Here is a 15,722-nt window from a genome sequence, read left to right on the forward strand (position 1 = left end):
GTCAGATGAATGGTTGAAGCATGCTCATCGACATGCCTCCGACCGCAAAGTTCCTTGCGACCAGCTCGAAACCCCCGCCATCCGCCGCGAAACAAACAAGACATTGGCGCGACGCAGCACCGGCTGCTTCAACTTCCATTCCTGTGTCTGCTCATAAAGCGCAAATACGAGGTAGCCCCTCCCCTCCATATGCCGTTTCACCTCCTCGAACGGCACATGAAACGCATTCGTGGGATTCATGCTCACCTCCGCCATCACAAGGGGAATGCGCTGCTCATCGATCCATGCACCCGCACCTTTCAACACCTGCAGATCAAAGCCTTCCGTATCGATCTTGAGATAGTCGATTCCGGTGATTCCGGACTCCTCACAAAAGGTCTCCAGCGTCCGGACCGCGACGCATTCCGCTTTCGTTGACGAGCCGCCTGCCGGCGCCGCCGGATTCCGGGCCGCAAGGGAATTCATCACCGAGTCCACGCCCGACAACGGCCCTGCCACTTCCGCCTCGCCATTCGCAGCGCCCAGCGCCAGCTGGTGAACCTTTATTCCCATGTCCCGCGTGTTCTCCCGCAGCCGGGAGAATGTGTCCGCAATCGGTTCAATCGCGTGGATCTCCGCCTGCGGAAAGTGCCGCCGAATCTGCCGCGCGGTCTGGCCGACGTTTGCCCCAACATCGACGAAACACGCGAAGGGGTGCCGGGGAAACGCAGCCTTGATGTCAACAAACTCGTCGATCCCAAGCGGCAGGCGCCTGAATATGCGCGTGCCGCTCAGACGTTCTGCCCACTGGCGCAACAGGCTTTTCATGACCCGCGTTACCTTGACCTCCTTCTCGCGCGAATTCGCTCCTCGTAGTGAGTATTCAACTACAATGACTGGAAGTAGGCATCCAAATCAGACGCGTAGCGATTGATATTGAAGAACTCCTCGCAGTGCTGGCGTCCGGTGACACCCATTTCCGCGGCCGTGGCCGGATCGTCGTGCAAGACGCGCATGGCATCCGCTAGCGCCTGCGCATCGCCGACGGGAATAGCGATGCCACACCTTCGTTTCACAAGATCCAGCACGCCCGGCATCGCGCCGGTGTGCGTCACTATGACCGGCCGGGCCATCGCCATGGCTTCAATCGCGGCCGTGAAGCCCACAGCTGTCTTTTCGCGCGGATCGGCATTCAGGGCTATGATCGACGCCGTGCAATGGGCATAGTAGTGGTGGACGAGTTCGGAAAACGGAACGGAATCCCCTGGCCCTCCGGTCCCAACTCGCTTGGCATTGGTCGGCCAGACGACCCCTGGTGCGTCCTTGGCCGAGACGATTGATGTGACATGACCCGACAGCCCAACTCCGCGCGCGAGCGTGCCGAAATCCCGCTCGGTACGACCGCAGGATAGGAAGAATTTTGGGTTGTACGGGAGCACCGGGTAGAACCCCAAATCCACCCCCCAGCCCAGCATCGCCACCTTCGCGTGGGGAGCCACGCGCCGGGCTTCGTCCGCAGCCGCCGGCGTGAGCGCGATCACGCCGCGGTGCGCGCGGGGAAAATCCAGTTGCTCCCGCGCATAGGTGAGCGACACAATCACCCGCCGCCTGTACCCGAGCTGATGCAGCAGGGGAATCCAGTACAGGAGGGTGTGCGCGCTGAACAGGATGTCGTCCCTGCGAAGCCAGTCGGCGAGATGCCGGTGATACTTCAAATCATGCGGCAGGATACGGCCTCGAATGCTGAAATGCTTGATGGGCTCGGACACCAGCACGGTGTAGCCGCGCGCAAGCAGTTCGATACATCCCCAAAGATGATGCGTCGGCGCGAGACCCTCCCTGATCTCCCGCCACAAGTTCGGGCCGCCGTAGGAGTTGACAAACAGCACACGGCGTCCGTTCGAGTGACCGCGACGCGACAGGATGATGCCGCCGGGAACCGGTTCGGCGTCAATGTTCTCACAGGCCTGAGGCATGTCTGCAAACTTCTCGATTGTTGTCATGGTTCACCAGCCCTGACGTCGCAGCAAGTGCTCCAGTCCGCGCGTGAACAGGCTGCCGCGGCGAGCCTGCGACCACTTGAGCAGCCGGTGAACCAGTCGCTCCCAGGAGTTCCTGGGATCCGAAAAATCGCCGGCTACTCCCGCGAGTGCGGCCATCCGGTTCCAATCCTGATCCCACAGATGAATCCGCCGAAAGGCCTGCGTACCCGCCTTGCTCATAAACTCCAGAACCTCGCGGTCCCACCAAGTCACATCCTCGCTCTTCAGTTTCCGGTACTCAATGCCGCGGGCATCGTACCCCGCCAGCCACTCGGGATCGACAGGGAAGATCTCCTCCTTGTTCCAGCTCCCATGCATGTGGTTATACTCCCTGAAAATGGCCAGCGGTCCCTTGACACCATGGCCATGGTGCTCCCAAGCCTGATACCAGCGCTGCTTGCTGGCCATGCGCTGCCAGGCCACGAACTGGAAGTGCAGAACAACAATCTCCCGGCAGTCGAGGGTCGGTGCGCCCGGAGGATGCGGCACCCGGGAACTATGGATGCGCCGACCCTGATGCTCGCTGCCGTCATCGACGAATCCGCAGGGAATGAGGTTCGGGGGGATCCATGCCGTCTTGAACCCCGGCAGAATATTCACCCACCGAAACCGCAGGACCGTACCCGGGGCGGCCTCCTGGATCATCTTCCATTCCCTGCTGCCTGTCGCATTGGCCGACAGGGCCTCATCGGCATCGAGTCCGAAAAGGATTCTTTTCCCAGGCACCTTCCTGGCTGCGGTCAGGAGCAGCTTTTGCCGGGCATTCTCGTCATAAGTGGGCGAGTCATTGCAGAGAAGTTCCGCTCGCGGCGTTGATCGAATGATTTCCCGCGATGCATCCGTGGATAACTGGTCCGCAACAAAAGTCCTCGCCGCCCAGGTCCCGGCAGCGCCCAGATGGTGTTGCAGAATCCATGCCTCATTCTTCGCCGGCGTGAGGCAAAGGTTGCTCACCGCGCTTTGTCCTCTTTCAACAATGTTTTCGAATTCTTCCATACAATGTCGCGTCTGCTTCTCCGAGTTGCTTAGCGGAGGCTCACCATCTCATCAGTTTCCTTCTTAAAAGGCTTTCGGATCGTCACGAACCCAGAAAATCCGGTGAGCCACCGAACACTTGCCCTAGCAAACGCCGATCGATGACTTGCTACATGTGACGAGGACACGCCGCAGCACCTGTATCGCTTCATAAATGTCGCAATGACGAGACCAGCGGAAAATCGTGATCAATAGTATACAATACCCTCTTCATTCAGTTCATGCCCCGCAGAAGCAATGTTTAAAGCACCGGATATCACCAATTACTAGGTTCAATCATATTCAACAAATTGACTGACACTTCTTTAACCAAACAGTTGTAAGTATATCGCGTCATGCTTTTCCGCAGCCAGATCCCACGATAGTGCGGAGGCTCTTGCTATCCCGCGTCTCAATATGGGTGAAAGATCCGCGGAACCCTTGGCCACTGTCACAATCCGATCCACCCATGCATCCGTGTCGAATGGATCTAGCAGCATTCCTGCATCCCCAACAACTTCCGGAAGACTGGTTCGAGAAGACGCAATTACAAGAGAACCACACGCCATGGCCTCCAACGCAGGAATTCCAAACCCTTCATGCACGGATGGGTACAATAGGGCAGTTGAGTCCAAATATAGCTTATGCAACTGAGCCTCACTAGGCTTGCAATGTACCTCAATGAATTCGTTTAAGCCACGCGCCTCAACCTGCCATCGTTCTTCCTTCGAAAGTGCGGCACCAGCAACCACGAGTTTCATCGGGATACCCGATTTTACAGATTTGTGGAATGCATCCAGAATAAAAAGAAAATTTTTATAGGTAGCTCGCCCTCCAACAAATAGAAACCGGGATACAGCCCGATTGGCAACCTTCTCCTGCAACCCCACTTCGGTAAGCGCTGGAAAAGACGATCCATGATACACTACTGAGGACTTTCCGCGAGTATTCGGGTACCGTTCATGGAGCTCTGATTCGGTATACTTGGAAACACAAATGAGGTGGTCCGCCGCCTGAATTGCTTCCGCTTGCTCTGCAATCATCACTGCACATTCCTCACGAAACTCAGAATATGCCAGCATAATAAAGTCATGCACAGTGACAACTAATCGACAGCGGAGGTCACCGTACTTGAGTCCGCATGATAGTCGATAGTTCGTCGGGTGAAAAACGCATCCGCGAGAGAGATACCTTCTTGCCCAGTATTCGGTTACAATTGCCTGGGAGATTCGTCGTGGCTTTATTCTACTCGGTGGGGAAAAGCCTACTCCTGTGCGTGTGATCCCAGCCACTGCTCCCACACCCAGAATCCGTCTGCCAACGGCAAGGCGCGATCTGGATATTATTTCGCAAAAATACCGGCTGACACCACCATAGGTCTGCCATCGGAATATGTGACCGTCATATACAATTCTCCGACTCATGTCGCACTTCACTTGGTTTTTGATTCACCTCTTGGAATCCGATCGCAAAATAATCAAGCAACTACTTTTCTCCGCGCTGACGCCTTGAAGACATCGAATAGTGATTTGATTTCTGCAAGACCTCCCGGCTGGATGATCCAAGCGGAGCCGGCGAAGAGGGCGGCACCGGTACCGGCAACAAGGACGTTCACTGTGTTGGATGCAGTTCCATCCTGAAGCAGAGTTCGAAGGATAACAAGTGCCGCACCCATCACACAGCTCGTGATGAAAGGACGCTTCAGCGTGGAAAAGTAATCACCCACTGTAAAGGGTGATCCGCGCAGTGCAAAATACACTCTTGGATAAAACATCAAATAGGTGACTGAAACATCGGCGATGGCGAGACCGATTGGCCCCCACCAGACTCCAGACAAGACGCCGACAAGACTTATCGTTTGGTTGAGGAGGTTTAGGTTTCGATACGCTCGGGTGCGGCCAGTGGAGAGCAAGACAAAGAAACTGCACCCTGCACACTGCTTTACGAAGGTACTGATACACAGGAGCCGAACAACGGGTGCCGAATCCACCCATCTTGCGCCGAGAAGAAACAGCGTAACTTCGGACGAGAAGACTGCAACAAACAGACTCAGTGGCATGGTGACCACGCCAACCATCATAAGGAGCTGGCCGAAATACCGCCGAAAACGTTGAGGTTCGGTTTGAAGTCGACTCAGCGTTGGGTATACTACTTGGTAGACTGGGCTCAATAGTTGATCATTGGGCGTTGTCACCACTTGATAGGCCTGCCGGTAGGTTGCGACAGGTGCCGCACCAAACAGGCGACCGAGCAAGAACCGATCCAGTCCTCCGCATAGATTGAGAATCACATGGGTAATGGTGAGGTTGCCGCCAAATTTGAGGAAAGGCATAACACTAACGTTGCGATTTGGCAGGCTAGGAATCCAAGGCAGGCACAGCCAGACCCCAGACACCACAATTAGGGTGCGTGAGATCTCACGCGCAACTAGAGCCCAGTACCCATGACCCAATGCTGCAAGCCAGATGCACAGACCCGTGCTGAGCACACTTGAAAGCAAACGTACCGCTGCCGTCGAACCCATTCTCAACTTTCGGGTAAGTAACGCCTGGTGCTGGATCAGCAGCCCACCGAGTAAGGTGTTTATCGATAAGCTTGCGCTGAGGCAAATCAAGCGGGGTTCGCGATAGTATAAGGCGATAAGGGGTGATGCTGAAAGCAGCAGCACGGCCAGTCCCAGTCCCATGCTAACGCTGATCCAGAAAAGATTGCTCGCCTCCGCGTGGCTCAGCGACTTTCGCTGAACAGTGGCTGAGGAGAGCCCGAGTTCGCGAATCTGATCAATGAGACCGGTCACAACAGTGACCATCATGAACAAACCAAAGTGCTCTGGAATGATCAGTCGCGCCGTCACCGCAATCGATCCCATACGTAGCGCGAAGTCGAAAAATGAGGACGCACTCGTCCAGAAAGCCGCCCGGATCGACCGTGTCCTAAGATCGCCGTGCGAATCCTCCCTCATGAGCATTTCAAATCTAGCTTCGTGGGTCATAAAGCAAAACAGGCTCAATTTTCGTCATCCCTTCCTGCGTTAACGCTCCGTCGTAAGCAGAGCCTGTTCCAAGACCGGTCGCAAGAAGTTAATGATCAACATAAAGCCCGCCTAGAAATATGGCTAAAGCGCCGCAAAATTGGCGATACTTCAAAAATTGGAGCCTTATAACCCGTGTATCCACCTATGGGTGAGCTTCGGAAGCCGGTTCGTACACAGTACACAATGTTAGAGGCGATACTTGATACTTTCATTTACGTCTATCCAAAATTCATTGATAATTCCCCAGCGACGCATAAGCATATCCGCATTATTCGACGATTCTTGAAATAGGAAAACTTGTGACAGACTCTAAGTACTTCCGCATCGCTAACCAAGCCGCACCAATACAGTGGCACTAGTGCCACCGCTGACGAAGTACTTTCGACTGCACTGATATGATTAAATCAGTTCACCGCGCAGCACTTACGGAAAGGCCGCTAGGAGCATTGGGCAATGCAGGCCCCTGCGACAATCCCGGCACGTCAGCACCCCTCACGTAACGGTATCCCGCCGGAATGCTATCAAATGTCACATTGGGATTGCGAGGATCAATCGCGGGCCAAGGGAGGTTGCCAAAATAGTCAGGTTTTGAGGAACGAAAAAGTGAATCAGGCAGGAGTCGGATCCAAGGCTCTCATTGACGGGAATTCCATTGTCCCCGCTGTTAAAATTCCCACGCAAGAGCGTTGTTGCCTCAACATCAAGATCCATTTCCTGATACCCGGCTGGGCCCATAAAGACCGATACCAACGTACCCTCTGCGGGCAGAACAGCTCCGATACCGCCAGAAAACGATACTCCGTTGGTGCCTATAGAAGAAACCGAAAACTGAATTCGCTTATTGTCCCACAAAAGATAGCCGAGTTGCCCAACAAAGAATGTACCCTTAGTCAGTTTCACAATCCCAGCATCGTCAGACACTCGTACGACTAGAGTACCCTGTGCCTTCCAATCCCGCCAAAATTGTCCCAAAATTGCACGTGCTGATCCGTCATACGCGCCATTTCCCATATTTGGGTTGCCAAAGCTGTATGGAATCCCACTAAAGCCGGGATCCCCAATGATATTTCCAACAATTGAATAATTGCGGGAAAATCGATTCAAGCAAAGCTTGAAAGCTCGAAATGTTCTCCTCAAGTCGGTCCCATGCAACCAATTTCGAAATACCGTATCTTCAGAGGCCCCTCCAAAATACCCATCACACTGCAGATTCGGAGATATATTACCCTCATACAAATTGTACGAATTATGTGGGCCATGATTGGTATTTATCGTTCCACCAATATTGCTCTCCAGGAGATTATACGCGAACACATTTCCTGCAGAGGAAGACGTAACCTCAATTGCCGGCGCAACATTCACCACAATATTGTCTTCTATCAAACTCGCCGACACCGCACCTATTAGTAATCCAGCGCCATTGGACCCTACGTACTTACGATCACGGATTACGCATTGACGAATTTCGCAGTTCAATGAATCGGTAATATAAATTCCATAATTATTTGTGTTGATAATCTTAACACCCTTAACCCAGCTGCCATAACACTGATCAAATAATATTGGAAAAATCGTGGAGCCATTCACACCATCGATCGTTAAATCTTCAATTCCGACAAAATCACACTGCTGCTGCACGATGTTTACTCTGGCACTCAACCCACTTGGGGGAACATAATAGAGCGGCGGATAGAAGGAAATCGACGTACTTGTCTTGCTAGTGACTCGAGTCTTCTGAGTCCTGAGGTAATTGTAGCCGCCAACTGAAATAGTTGGTACATACCCGGCCTTTACAAGTTCTTCTGAAGTGATATTGTCAAACGCAATTCGTATAATTTGCCCCACGGAAAATGGAGAGGTGGAATCGATGGAAACAGATTTGCTACCCCTTGCTAGTCCTTCGGTAACTATATTGTTTGAAGATGGCCAAAGCCATTGGTAATCACTCCCTGATCCCACATTGAATGCTCCGTTTGTTCGCACATCCATTACAGTCGCTTCCATACCGGCACCCCTTACAGTTATTGAATCCTTTTCCGGCCCAATGTAAATAGGTGAATCAATCCGGTATACACCCGCCGGAAGAAACACCACATCGCCGGCGCTTGCGGCCTTCACCGCAGCCTGAATTGCGGAACTCGCATTCTGCACTCCGGAACTGTCGGCATTGTATGGGGCCTCCGTGACATTGATAAGCCGCGTGCGCTGCTGGATACCTCCTGGCACGCCGACAGCCACGTTTGCGGTCCAATCTACCCGTCGTGGGGCAGGAATCAGTTCACCTCTTACCAAAGGCACCAGTCCCATGCTGACTAGGAGCACGGAGCCTACGAAGCGAACAGGAGAATATATGTGTTTCATATTCTAATAATTGGCCGAAGCGTGTGGTTTATCAAGTCCGCGTCCCTTTCTCCCCAGAGTACTGTTGCGGACATGAAGACAAGGGCGTCCAAACCACTTTATAAAACGATTGCGGAATAACGAAACTTGGGAGCGACAATGCGCAATTGGAACGGGCTTCAGGGTGGCCTGTATCGGGGATTGAGTGGTGGAGGGTAATCTCGTTGCAGAGGCAAGAAGACGCCCGGAAAATTGTTTAAACTTATGCTTGAAGATGCATTGAGGGTCAGGTTGGGGCCCCATATGGAGCACATTTCTGATCCTGTATTGAGGAAGACGTTTTTCGCGCCCTTGAGCAATGCCCTGGCTGCGTCGCTGCATCAGCGGGACTGCCGGGCGGTCACGGACGCCGAGTTTCTTGAACTCGGCGCGACCCGGGTGATTTGCGATCCACGCAGTGGTCGAGGATTCCTTCAGCAGATTGGCGTGCACATTGAATCGTGCCCGCAGCGGAGCAGCTTTTTCGAGCAACTCAAGAGCATGCGGCGCCTGCAGATGCTCTCCGACGTGACCGAGCGGGTTGCGGCAACGATGGCGCCACGGGCGGAGATGCCGGAAGAGCTCGCCAATCACGAACTGTACGCCGGCGATGGTCATTGGCACGGTGCCGCCACGCATGATGCGAAGATCGATGATCGGCGCTGGGCGGTCGGCCATGTTTACGCTCTGAACCTGCGCACCCGCGCCCTGCATCACCTTGATCTGACTCAGGGCAAAAAGGAGCACGACATGTCTGTGCTCAAACGGCTCGGCGCGGACATGCTTCGAATGGGTGCGAAGAAGCGTCAGCGCGTCATCTGGGTGTGGGACCGTGCTGGCATAGACTTCGAGCTCTGGCAAAACTGGAAAGCCACCCGCGGCATCTACTTCATCTCGAGAACCAAGGACAACATGACTTTCACCACGGTGTCTCAAGTAGCTCCTGATCCGGACCGCCCGATCGACCCGAATATCCTCTCGGACGAGCGCTGCTTGAGCGGCCAAGGCACCGAGGTCCGCCTGATTCGATATCGCGATCCGGTGGGCGCAACGGTGTACGAGTTCGTCACCACCGCATTCCACCTGCCCGCCGACATCATTGCCTGGCTGTATAAAGCGCGATGGAACATCGAGAAGGTCTTCGATCAGCTCAAAAACAAGTTCGACGAGTCCAAGGCTTGGGCAACCAGCGATACGGCGAAATCCATCCAAGCGAAGTTCCTTTGCCTGGCTCACAACTTGCTCGAGCTGTTTGAGGTGCACTTGGAAAACGACTATCGGATTCGCAACGAAGCCGGCCTGCAACGTCGTGAAAAAAGGCTCGCCGAACACACTGCCGTTGCCCGGAAAAAAGGGTACGCCGTCTCAGCCCTGCTAACCAAGCTATTCCAGCCTCTACAATGCAGTATAAAACTCATCCGATGGCTTCGCTCCTACTGGTTCTCCAGCGCCCCTCTATCGCAGATCCTGCCTGTCCTGGCCCGCTCATACGCACATTCCTAGCCTCCCACATTGGACACCCTTGCTTGAAGAAAATCATTGATCTCTGATCGAACCGTTTTCTCACGAGATAAGAATCCAATCTGCTCTAAAAGCAATTGGAAGAAGGAGGGAATCCTTGCAAACTCCTATACCTCCGTACCATGTGAATTCCGGGCTCTCAGCCCGCCAGCGTCTCCTCTCGCGTTTTTACTTGTATTTTACCACCGATCCAACGCTCACGCCGTCACGACGCGGGAGCCCGACTTGCCTACTTCGAGGTAGGCGTGCCTTTCCTAGTTTCAAGGAAGTTCCTAAGGTGCAGGGCTATTTCCTCACTAAATAACTCCGCGCCCCGTGCATTCAGGTGCTGGGAGTTGTAGAAATATGCGTGATCATGGCTGAGAGAGGAATCGCTGAAATCCCAGAATTCTGTGCCATACTTTGCAGCCAGTTCAGTGAAATGCTCGAAGATATCCAGTCGGTTCTTTTCCAGCTTTTGCATCTCTCGATACTCAGGTGCAAACACAAGAATCATAACGGCACCGTGCAACTGCGCAAGCTGCAGACAGCGCTCCAGCGCGGCCACTCCTTTGGGTTCAATGCGATAGGTGACGCCGGCAGACACGCTGTGACGAAAGCTTTCGAAGTCCTGCGTCCATTGCACATGCCGTGGATTGAAGCCGTCAAAGTAGTCCTGACGGCCCTCATACGAAAACCACCGAAGAACACCGAGTGCCCAGGTGAAACGCATATCTGGCACCGCATAGCCGTAGAGGGGCACATGCTTCCACTTCCAGACGTCCGGATCAATAGCGAGGAGTGTCTGATATAGCGGTTCACTTTTCGAAAGATAGGGCACATATACTCCCGGATCGTATATCTCACCCCGGCGGGTGGTTTCGAAACTGAAGGCTTCCAAATTCTGAAGGATGACAGCCGGCGCCTTGTTGCGTGACAGGTAGGCATCGAGGATGCCCGCCTGAACGTCGATCTGAATCCCGTTCATGCCCAGATTGTAGGCACTTAGTCCCGTTTCCCGGGCAATGACCCGTGGATCGTAATGCACAAGTGCGCGAGAGGAACCATTGATGATGATGTCGCTGTTAACCCGTTCCACCATCCAGGCATTGATGGCTCCAAACTTGGAAGTCGTTATGCGCCGCAGTCCTCCGGAAATCACCGCGTGAAGTCCTGCTGCCACTACCGCCAGGATGACAAAAAAGAGGACTATTCGACCAAACCCGCGCCACCGAGACGAGGCGCGCACTCGGGCTGCCGCTGAAGGCTTTAACATGGGTGTCTCCACAGATTGCATCCGACTAAAATTGGAAATAGATAAACTGAGCGGATTGATAGACCCCGAATAGAATGACGAAGTAAACCACGGATGCATAGGCGGGCCAGCGCACCAAAGTGGGAAGACGGACGAGCCTGCCTGAAACTTGCCAGCGGCCTTCTGCGTACTGGAGGAACTCCAGTAGTGCGATGCCAAATATCGCAACCGGAAAGTGCTTCAACTGAAAATTCTGTGTTTTGAGAGTCGCCAGATCCCATCCGGAGTAAAGGTGCGTCAAGATGTACCAGGCATCCGAAAATGTCTTCGCTCGGAAAAGTATCCAGGTGATGCCGATGAGCACGAATGTGGTCAGCCACATCAGGAATCGCCGGAGGAGCGTCGCTTCATGAAGGCCCATCGCCCCAAGGCAGCGATTCCGCAAACCATTCGTCATGCCTCCAAAGACGAGATAGACGCCATTCAGCAGGCCCCAGATCACATAGGTCCAGGCCGCCCCGTGCCAGAGTCCGCTAACTCCAAAGGTAACTAGAATGTTACGGACCCATTTCGGTCGGGACACCTTGCTGCCACCCATCGGGAAGTACACGTAATCCCGGAACCAGGTTGACAGCGAAATATGCCAGCGACGCCAGAACTCCGAAATGGAGGTCGACTGGTACGGGCGCTCGAAGTTCTCCATGAGCGTGAAGCCGAGCACTCGCGCGGATCCAATGGCGATGTCCGAGTAGCCTGAGAAATCACAGTAGATCTGATAGGCAAAGAATACAGTCGCAATCGTGAGCTGCAGACCGTTGTGCTGCTGGGGAGCTCCATAGACATCGTTGACAAACAGGGCCAGGCGGTCAGCGACGACCAGTTTCTTGAAGAACCCCCAAGCCATCCGACGGAGTCCGCTGACAACCCGCTCATGATCGAACCCCTGTGGCTCATGGAATTGGTGCAGCAGGTTCTGCGGTCGCTCGATAGGCCCCGCCACGAGCTGGGGAAAAAACATCACATAAGTGGCGTAGGTGACAAAATCGCGCTCGGCCTTCTGATGCCCTCGATAAACTTCTATGACATAACTGAGACTCTGGAACGTGTGAAAGGAAAGCCCGATGGGAAGTATGATCTTGAGCGCAGGCTCCAAACTGGCCGGTGCGCCGCCGTGAAATGGCGGCAGGGTGTCCGTGAAGAAAAAGTATTTGAAAACAAATAGTATCACACACGTGACGACGATGCTCACCCAGAGCAGGGTCCTGCGGCGGCGGCCCTCGCTGTTTTCGATCCAAATTCCAGCAAAATAGTCGACCAGAATGGTGGTGAAAAGAATCAGGATATAGGCGGGAATAAACGCCATATAGAACCCGCAGCTCGCAACCAGCAGCAGCGGTGTTTTCAACCCCCGCGGAACCAGAAAGTAGAGGGCGCAGACTACCGGAAAAGAGACCGCGAATTCGAGCGAATTGAAAAGCATACGGATTCGAGTGCTGTGCTCAGGCGAAAATGAATCGGTAAATCCGATCACTCGGCGGAGAGACCCGCCGAAGTGCCGCAAGCGCCTCAATCAGAAGCGTCATGACGACGGTGGTTACCAGCATCCAGAGGTAGAAGGCGGAAGACCAGGGATCCGGGCGGCCGACCAGGCGCAGGATCACCTGGAGGATCGCGATTTGCAGGACGTAGGCTGGCAGCGAATATTGCCCCAGCACGATCACGCGGCGGATCAGCCAGCCGTTTGGCGAGACCGCTTGACCCGCGGCGAGGGACGCAAATACCGCCAATGCCGCACCGGCGATCTGCACTTCGAAAACATGTCCCCAGTACCGCCCGACAAATCTACAGACGACAAACGCCACTCCCAGAAGCATGACTTTGCCGCGACGGCCCATGCGAGCCGCCTGAGGCCGACAAACGGCCCGTCGCCGCACCGATCATCCCCGCCATCAGAGATTGAGGTTCCCCGCTGAAAGGCCGTGATGATTCAGGACTGCAGTCACCCCAGCGGCCACCGCCGCAAAGGCGAGCAGGTGCCAGCGGCTCAGGCATGCAGAGCGAGCACGACCGGCGAAAGCACAAGAAATACCCAATCGGGAGGAGCACCTCGAAGATCGCGCTGCGGCCCGATCCGATGAGAAAGATGTCGGAGGCGTTCGCCCCCATGACTGCCAGCACGTCGAGCGGATTCATCCGCTTCGCGAGCGCCAGGCCGCCGAGGTTGAGGAGGGTGAAGATCAGAATGAGGCGCACGCCGCGGCTGATGAGGCGGATGTGCATGCGCGCCTTGTTCTCGCCATACCGGGCCGGGTAGAGGGCGATCACCAGATACCCCGTGATGAAGATGAATGACGGCGGCAGAAACGACATGTACCGAAACGCGAGGTGATACTGCGAGGAGTAGTTCAGGCTGTGGTAAAAAACCATCGTCAGCACGAGCACCCCCTTGCAAATATCCAGCGCCGCCAACCGCGGCGCGCTCTGTCTGGGTAACGCAGAGTTCACTGATTCAGTCCTATGGAGTACGGGTGGCTAGAATTGCCGAAGCAGAAGCCAAAGTTCGGAGAAGTTTCACGCGGAGAAGAGATTTTCCTAAATTGGAGGGGCACGCCTTGTCGTGACCAGAGGACGAGCGACGATATCGGAGAATTTCACGCGGAGGCGCGGAGCACGCGGAGAGGAGAAGTCTGCAAAATGGAGGGGCACGCTTTGTCGTGACCAAGGGACGGGTGTCGCAATACAACGCCGGCAATTTCACGCGGAGAGCAAAGGGCAGCTGGGGATCAGATCGGGGATCAGACAACGGAAGGTTCACGCGGAGACGCGGAGAACGCGGAGAAGAATTTTTTGTATTTTGGAGGGGCACGCTTTGTCGTGACCAAGGGGCGGGTGTCGCAATACAACGCCGGCAATTTCACGCGGAGAGCAAAGGGCAGCTGGGGATCAGATCGGGGATCAGACAACGGGGTTCACGCGGAGACGCGGAGCACGCGGAGAAGAATTTTGTATTTTGAGGGGCACGCTTTGTCGTGACCGGTTGCGCGCATCGCGTCAAAACGCCGGTTGTTTCACCATTCGATCTATCAAATCACGTCGCCATTCTGAATTCCGATTCCAAACATTCATCGATCCGGTCACGACAAGGCGTGCCCCTCCATTTGAAAATAAACTCGCTCCGCGTCCTCCGCGCCTCCGCGTGAAACCCTCTCCGTCTCCGTTTCGCATCTCCAGTCCCCTGGTCACGACAAAGCGTGCCCCTCCAGATGAAAGAGAAATCTCTTCCTCCCCTTCGCTCATCCTCCGCGTTCTCCGCGCCTCCGCGTGATACCCTCCGGCTTCATCCGCCGAGCTCCCCTATCCCGCCTTTTCCGTGCTCCCCAATCCACAAGCCCGGATCGCCTCTTTCACCGACAGAATCTGCGCCCCCGATTCAATCGCCCACTGAAACACCTGCTCGAAGAGCGCCGGCGTGCACCCGTATTCCGTTGGATTCTCCGTCACATCATGCGTCGAAAATATCAACCAAGCATGCTCAGCCTGGACCGTGCGATCAATCTCTTCCCGCATCGCCTCGGGCTTGTCTCTGGATCGCTCGATGAAGAAGGACCGCAGGTAGGCCAGGTCGGCCTCACCGGCATTGTGCGTCTGCCCGCCGGCTCGCCCGGAAACGAACCGCCGGCCAATGAAGCGTTTCGTGCGCAGCCGCGGAAAGCTGATCGGATACGAGTGGTTCTCGAAGGTCGCCAGAGGCTCAAGGGCGCGCAGTTCGCTCAGATTCCGCGACACCGAATCCCGGTACGCCGCGAACGACGTCTCAAAAGCGTCGAAATGATCGTACGTGTGACACGCCACCTCATGCGGTCCGGTTAGGACCTCCCGCAAGAGCTCCCGGCTGACAATCCGGCCCGTGGGGGTCTGGGTGCCCAGAAGGCCGAGGGAAGTGTAGAATGTCGCCCGCAGGCCACCGGCCTGGGCGAAGAGCGGCGCTGTCGCCGTATAGGCGGACGCCGGGAAATCGTCGAACGTGAAAGAAATGATCGGCCGCGCATTGCGAAGCACCACCCGGCGCCGCGAAAACCAAGCCGCCACCCGCCTCCCCAAGGCCCGTTGCAAACGCCCGCTCATACCTTGTATTCAACCACGGATCCCGATCGTACGACCACGGAATGCGCAGAAGGCACGGATGGAGAGGCGGAGGTCAGAGGTCGGAGGTCAGATCTCAGATGTCGGTTCATTATCACCTGGAGGGGCACGCTTTGTCGTGACCAGAGGACGGGCGACGAAATCGGAGAGTTTCACGCGGAGGCGCGAATAACGCGGAGAGAAGAAGTCTGCAAATTGGAGGGCACGCTTTGTCGTGACACGACGGCGTGTCGCAACACACGCCGGCAATTTCACGCGGAGAGCATAGGACAGCTGGGGATCAGATCGGGGATCAGACAACGGAAGGTTTCACGCGGAGACGCGGAGCACGCGGAGAGATCGGAGGTCAGAAGTCGGAGGTCAAGGGTCCGTTGTC

Annotated in this window: 12 protein-coding genes; 1 reads left to right on the top strand and 11 read right to left on the bottom strand. The window is 55.1% G+C overall.

Annotated features, from left to right (window positions below; all coding sequences use genetic code 11):
- Positions 1-24: 24 nt before the first annotated feature.
- The 6 genes from HS122_01245 to HS122_01270 all read right to left on the bottom strand — a co-directional run bounded on the left by HS122_01245 (position 25) and on the right by HS122_01270 (position 8,376).
- Positions 25-807, bottom strand: a complete 783-nt coding sequence (locus tag HS122_01245) for an FkbM family methyltransferase (GenBank protein MBE7537022.1) — start codon at positions 805-807, stop codon at positions 25-27.
- Between the two features lie 59 nt (positions 808-866).
- Entirely contained in the window at positions 867-1,982 is a 1,116-nt protein-coding gene (locus HS122_01250) for a glycosyltransferase (protein ID MBE7537023.1), read from the bottom strand.
- Positions 1,983-1,985: 3 nt separating this feature from the next.
- Positions 1,986-2,975: a glycosyltransferase family 2 protein gene (locus tag HS122_01255; GenBank protein ID MBE7537024.1), complete on the bottom strand. Its 990-nt coding sequence runs from the start codon at positions 2,973-2,975 to the stop codon at positions 1,986-1,988.
- Positions 2,976-3,361: 386 nt separating this feature from the next.
- A complete protein-coding gene (locus HS122_01260) occupies positions 3,362-4,459 on the bottom strand; it encodes a glycosyltransferase family 4 protein (protein ID MBE7537025.1) in 1,098 nt (365 codons plus the stop codon).
- A 53-nt stretch (positions 4,460-4,512) separates the two neighbouring features.
- Complete coding sequence (locus HS122_01265; GenBank protein ID MBE7537026.1) at positions 4,513-6,027, bottom strand: lipopolysaccharide biosynthesis protein; 1,515 nt, start codon at positions 6,025-6,027, stop codon at positions 4,513-4,515.
- Between the two features lie 570 nt (positions 6,028-6,597).
- The gene (locus tag HS122_01270) at positions 6,598-8,376 is read right to left on the bottom strand and encodes a right-handed parallel beta-helix repeat-containing protein (GenBank protein ID MBE7537027.1); all 1,779 of its coding nucleotides are present in this window, start codon (positions 8,374-8,376) and stop codon (positions 6,598-6,600) included.
- 384 nt (positions 8,377-8,760) lie between these two features.
- Between HS122_01270 and HS122_01275 the strand changes: the two genes are divergently transcribed.
- Entirely contained in the window at positions 8,761-9,951 is a 1,191-nt protein-coding gene (locus tag HS122_01275) for a transposase (protein ID MBE7537028.1), read from the top strand.
- Between the two features lie 247 nt (positions 9,952-10,198).
- Here HS122_01275 and HS122_01280 read toward each other — a convergent pair whose 3' ends face one another.
- From HS122_01280 to HS122_01300, 5 genes are all read right to left on the bottom strand, one after another.
- On the bottom strand, positions 10,199-11,245 hold the full coding sequence (locus HS122_01280) for a hypothetical protein (protein ID MBE7537029.1): 1,047 nt from the start codon (positions 11,243-11,245) through the stop codon (positions 10,199-10,201).
- 4 nt (positions 11,246-11,249) lie between these two features.
- Complete coding sequence (locus tag HS122_01285; GenBank protein ID MBE7537030.1) at positions 11,250-12,683, bottom strand: MBOAT family protein; 1,434 nt, start codon at positions 12,681-12,683, stop codon at positions 11,250-11,252.
- Between the two features lie 19 nt (positions 12,684-12,702).
- Positions 12,703-13,077 carry a hypothetical protein gene (locus HS122_01290; protein MBE7537031.1) on the bottom strand — a complete coding sequence of 125 codons (375 nt, stop codon included), beginning with the start codon at positions 13,075-13,077 and terminating at the stop codon, positions 12,703-12,705.
- Positions 13,046-13,708 carry a hypothetical protein gene (locus HS122_01295; GenBank protein ID MBE7537032.1) on the bottom strand — a complete coding sequence of 221 codons (663 nt, stop codon included), beginning with the start codon at positions 13,706-13,708 and terminating at the stop codon, positions 13,046-13,048. The genes HS122_01290 and HS122_01295 overlap by 32 nt, the downstream gene beginning before the upstream one ends.
- 849 nt (positions 13,709-14,557) lie before the next feature.
- Positions 14,558-15,265, bottom strand: coding sequence for a polysaccharide deacetylase family protein (locus tag HS122_01300; GenBank protein MBE7537033.1), 708 nt, complete (start codon positions 15,263-15,265; stop codon positions 14,558-14,560).
- Between the last annotated feature and the right edge of the window lie 457 nt (positions 15,266-15,722).

It is taken from the genome of Opitutaceae bacterium, assembly GCA_015075305.1.
Classification (GTDB): Bacteria; Verrucomicrobiota; Verrucomicrobiia; order Opitutales; family Opitutaceae; genus UBA6669.

Bases quoted from the DNA above. Each gene is read 5' to 3' on its own strand.
- HS122_01245 (MBE7537022.1), bottom strand. From the start codon at position 807: ATGAAAAGCCTGTTGCGCCAGTGGGCAGAACGTCTGAGCGGCACGCGC.
- HS122_01250 (MBE7537023.1), bottom strand. From the start codon at position 1,982: ATGACAACAATCGAGAAGTTTGCAGACATGCCTCAGGCCTGTGAGAAC.
- HS122_01260 (MBE7537025.1), bottom strand. From the start codon at position 4,459: ATGAGTCGGAGAATTGTATATGACGGTCACATATTCCGATGGCAGACC.
- HS122_01265 (MBE7537026.1), bottom strand. From the start codon at position 6,027: ATGACCCACGAAGCTAGATTTGAAATGCTCATGAGGGAGGATTCGCAC.
- HS122_01270 (MBE7537027.1), bottom strand. From the start codon at position 8,376: ATGGGACTGGTGCCTTTGGTAAGAGGTGAACTGATTCCTGCCCCACGA.
- HS122_01280 (MBE7537029.1), bottom strand. From the start codon at position 11,245: ATGCAATCTGTGGAGACACCCATGTTAAAGCCTTCAGCGGCAGCCCGA.
- HS122_01285 (MBE7537030.1), bottom strand. From the start codon at position 12,683: ATGCTTTTCAATTCGCTCGAATTCGCGGTCTCTTTTCCGGTAGTCTGC.
- HS122_01290 (MBE7537031.1), bottom strand. From the start codon at position 13,077: ATGCTTCTGGGAGTGGCGTTTGTCGTCTGTAGATTTGTCGGGCGGTAC.